Raw genomic sequence first — 3,851 nt, 5'->3', positions numbered from 1 at the left:
GCGGTCCTGGAGGTGCGCTCATGACGGCCACTTCCCGTCAACTCGCCTCCGAGGAACACGAGTTGACGGACCCGGCAACCGTCGATGACATCGAATGGGCCGTCCGGCTGCTCGCCGCCACCCCCACCCACGAGGGCCGTGACCGCGAGCTGCTGCTCCAATGGGCCCGTAGTGCAGACGAGTTCGGGTCCCGGCTCGCCCCCGTGCCGTCCACCGCGCGCGTGGTCGAGCGGGGCGACGGCGTGCAGCGGATGCTGCTCGCCCGCTACACGTCACGGCCCCCGACCGTCGAGCTCTACACCGACACGCTCGCCCTCGCCGAGGAGCTGGTCGACGCGCGCGGCTGGCGGGCCTGGTACCCGCCCGGTTCGGTGCGTGCCGCGGCGCTCGCCCACGAGGCCGCGCACGCCCACCTCCACCACGGTCCGGAGAAGGCCGCGCTCAAACAGGCACTCGGCCACACGGTCCTGCGCCTCGGACGTCACCGCGTGTACGGCCATGTCGCCGGTGCCGAAGAGGTCGCCGCCCATGCCTACGCCAGAACCGTCTGCGGGCTCGGCCGCAGCCCCCTGCTCCTCAGCGCCGCGCTGCGTGACGCGCTCACCCGGCCCGGACGAGAGAGAAGAGAGAACTGACCCATGGGCGTCGTCATCCTCCTCGTCATGGCCGCCGGCGTCGGCCTGATGCTCACCCGCAGGCTTCCCACCGCCTTCGCGCTGGTGCTGCTCGCCGTGATCATCGCGTTCCTCGCCGGGGCGCCGCTCACCGGTGAGAACAGCGTGCTGGACACGGTTCTCCAGGAGGGCGCGCCGACCCTGGCCGCCACCATGATCGCGATCATTCTGGGGTCCTGGCTGGGCAGACTCCTCGACGAGACCGGTATCGCGGGCACCCTCGTCCGCAAGATCGTCGAGTTCGGCGGCGACCGCCCGACCGTGGTCGCCCTCGGCGTCCTCGCCGTGTCCGCGCTCGTCGGTACGGTGACCGGCTCGGCGCCCGCCGCCATGCTCGCCGGCATCATCGGCATCCCCGCGATGATCGCCGTCGGCGTACCCAAGGTGACCGCGGCGGGCACGGTGCTGATGGGGATCGCCGTGGGCGTCCCCTTCGAGCTGCCGTTGTGGCAGTTCTTCTCCACCGCGCTGGAACTGCCGGTCCCGACCGTGCGCGACTTCATGGTGAAACTGTTCCCGTTCGCCCTGGTCGCCGCCCTCGCGTTCGTCCTCGTCGAGACGCGACGGCGAGGTACCGAGCATGCCTGGTCACTCAAGTCCGTCGACCCCAGGCCTCGTTCACGCCGCGAGGAGCTGGGCGACGCGCCCTGGTACGCGCTGCTCGCCCCGGCGGTCCCGCTCGTCCTGGCCCTGGGCTTCGAACTGGCCATCGTCCCCTCGCTGTTGGCGGGCGTCCTGTACGCGCTGGTCACCACGACCCGGCCCCGCGAGATGAACAAGCGGCTGCTGCGCACCCTTTACGGCGGCTTCGAGGTCGCCGCCCCGCCGCTCGTCCTGTTCGTCGCCATCGGCATCCTGCTCACCGCCGTGAAGCTGCCCGGCGCCGTGGACGCGCTCGAACCGCTCGTCAGGGCCGTCAGTCCGCAGAACCCCGTGGCGTTCGTCCTCGTCTTCACCCTCCTCGTCCCCCTGTGCCTCTACCGCGGCCCCCTCAACGTGTTCGGACTCGGCGCGGGCATCGCGGGCGTCCTCATCGCCACCGGCATCTACCCCGCGGCCGTCGTCCTCGGCATGGCCACCTCGTACAACCAGGTCTTCGGCGTCGCCGACCCGACCAGCACACAGACCGTGTGGAGCGCCCAGTACGCGGGCGTCACTCCCCAACAGGTCATGGTGCGCACCCTGCCGTACGTCTGGGCGGTCGCACTGGGCGGCCTGTGCGTCACGGCAGTCGCCCACCTCTGACCCGACGGACACCTCCGAACCCGATCGACACCCCTCACCCGACAGACACCTCATGACCCGACAGATCCGCTGTCAATGGAGTCCCCCATGCACGAGCACCACCTCGACCGGCGTCTCTTCCTGCGTGCCGGCGCAGCCACCGGAGCCGCTCTCACCGTCGGGACGGCCGTGGGAGCGCAGCCCGCGACCGCCGCACCCGGCGGGTTCCCCAACTACACATACGTACGCACACTGCTGACGGCGTCTCAGCTCAAGTACAACCCCACCGACGAGATCATCTTTCCCTGCGTCAGGGGCGTCTACGACAAGCTGAGCAACCCCCTCGGGCGGTACTACCTCTACTACGCGCCGCACGACCCGCCCGGTGGAATCTGCCTGGCCTACGGCGACTCGCTGGAGGGTCCGTTCACGGAGTACCCGTCGAACCCGATCGTCTCCAACAAGTGGTCGCCGCACTACTCCGTCAGCCATGTCTCGTCGCCCCACGTGCTGTGGAACGCGGACGCCAAGGAGTTGTGGCTGTACTTCCACGGGGAGAACACCACGACCCGGCTGGCCCGCTCGTCCGACGGGATCCACTTCACGTACGACAAGGTCGTGCTGTCGACGTCGATGCTGACGTCGGGCACCACGGAGACGTCGTACGCCCGGGTCTTCCGCCACGACCTGCCCTCGCGAGGCGCCCGCTACGTGATGGTCTTCATGACCAACGACACCACCAACCACCGTGACATCCACTGGGGTTGGTCCGCCGACGCCCGCACCTGGACCTTCGACCAGGAGCCGCTGATCCGGCACAGCGATGTCGACGCCGTCAACATCGGCGGTGCGCACCTTCTCCACCGCGACAACAGCACCTACGTCGTCTACAACAAGGACAAGTCGAGCGGCGGGGACATCATGATCACCGAGGTCGGCAACGACTTCAGTAAGCGCTCCCATCTCGGTGTCTTCTACAACTCCCGCAGCGCGTCTCCCGAGTACGGGCGCGCCGCGGCGCCTTCCTTCGGGACCGACGGCGGCGTCCCGTACATGATCTACGAGGCCGGAGAGCGGCTCTCGGGATCCATCGCCGTGGCCCGGGCCTGACCCGGCGTCGCGTCGGCTCCCCAATGACCACGTGCCGCAAGGCGGCACGTCGACGAACTGCCGTCCGCAGCCGATGTGTCGCTGTTTCACGGTTGTGCGACAGCGGTGTCCCGATGGACAGACGGACGTGACCCCGGAGCCCCATGGCTCCTCTTACCCAACGCAAGATCCGGAAGCCGGCGGAGACGCCGCCGGTCTTCCACTCCCCCTCGGAAGGAACCACCCCTGATGAACCGCCACCTGCGCAAGGCCGTTTTCGCCACCGCCGCGATCACCGCCGGGCTGCTGATGACGGCGTGCCAGAGCGGCACCGGCGACAGCTCGTCCGACAAGAGCGCCGCGGACAAGCCGTCGGCCTCCCAGACCTCGACGAGCGTCGGCTCCGACCCCAGTGCCACTCCCGGCTCCGGCTCCGGCTCCGACTCCAGCCCCGGTTCCGGCACCGACGCCACCCCCGCTCCCGTCTCCGACACCGACTCCAGCCCCGCTCAGAACTCCGACTCGGACTCCGACACCCGCGACACCGCCGTCGAGGGCATCAACAAGGGCGAGGGCGTCAGCGGCACCTGGTTCGGCAACGTCACATACGTGGCGCCGGGCAAGTACGCCGTCACCGGCATGAAGGACACCGAGCAGCAGTTCTTCGTCTCCGAGGACACCAAGATCATCGGCTACGACGACATCTGCGACGCCGTGAACACCGGACCGGGCGGCGAGGGCGGCGTCGAGTGCACCGAGGCCCAGCTGGAGAAGGCCGCCAAGAAGGGCGTCCAGGCCAAGGTGGTCATCAGCAACGGCATCGCGACCAGCATCACCGACGACAACTGAGCCACACCGCACGGC

4 protein-coding genes are annotated in these 3,851 nt (G+C 69.2%); all 4 read left to right on the top strand.

What is annotated here, in order from left to right; translation table 11 throughout:
- Positions 1-20 precede the first annotated feature (20 nt).
- The 4 genes from STRTUCAR8_RS46665 (at position 21) to STRTUCAR8_RS53095 (ending at position 3,836) form a co-directional block, all read left to right on the top strand.
- Entirely contained in the window at positions 21-635 is a 615-nt protein-coding gene (locus tag STRTUCAR8_RS46665) for a hypothetical protein (RefSeq protein ID WP_044474086.1), read from the top strand.
- 3 nt (positions 636-638) lie between these two features.
- The gene (locus tag STRTUCAR8_RS46660) at positions 639-1,919 is read left to right on the top strand and encodes a TRAP transporter large permease (RefSeq protein ID WP_006383522.1); all 1,281 of its coding nucleotides are present in this window, start codon (positions 639-641) and stop codon (positions 1,917-1,919) included.
- 87 nt (positions 1,920-2,006) lie between these two features.
- The gene (locus STRTUCAR8_RS46655; protein WP_006383523.1) at positions 2,007-3,008 is read left to right on the top strand and encodes a glycoside hydrolase family protein; all 1,002 of its coding nucleotides are present in this window, start codon (positions 2,007-2,009) and stop codon (positions 3,006-3,008) included.
- Positions 3,009-3,236: 228 nt separating this feature from the next.
- Positions 3,237-3,836 (top strand): hypothetical protein, encoded by a 600-nt coding sequence (locus STRTUCAR8_RS53095; RefSeq protein ID WP_006383521.1) that lies wholly within the window; start codon positions 3,237-3,239, stop codon positions 3,834-3,836.
- Positions 3,837-3,851 lie beyond the last annotated feature (15 nt).

The organism is Streptomyces turgidiscabies Car8 (assembly GCF_000331005.1).
Lineage (GTDB): Bacteria > Actinomycetota > Actinomycetes > Streptomycetales > Streptomycetaceae > Streptomyces > Streptomyces turgidiscabies.
Note: the sequence above shows the minus strand (reverse complement) of the source record. Positions and strands in the feature narration are given on the sequence as shown.

Coding starts and splice junctions, on each gene's coding strand:
- STRTUCAR8_RS46665 (WP_044474086.1), top strand. CDS start 21: ATGACGGCCACTTCCCGTCAACTCGCCTCCGAGGAACACGAGTTGACG.
- STRTUCAR8_RS46660 (WP_006383522.1), top strand. CDS start 639: ATGGGCGTCGTCATCCTCCTCGTCATGGCCGCCGGCGTCGGCCTGATG.
- STRTUCAR8_RS46655 (WP_006383523.1), top strand. CDS start 2,007: ATGCACGAGCACCACCTCGACCGGCGTCTCTTCCTGCGTGCCGGCGCA.
- STRTUCAR8_RS53095 (WP_006383521.1), top strand. CDS start 3,237: ATGAACCGCCACCTGCGCAAGGCCGTTTTCGCCACCGCCGCGATCACC.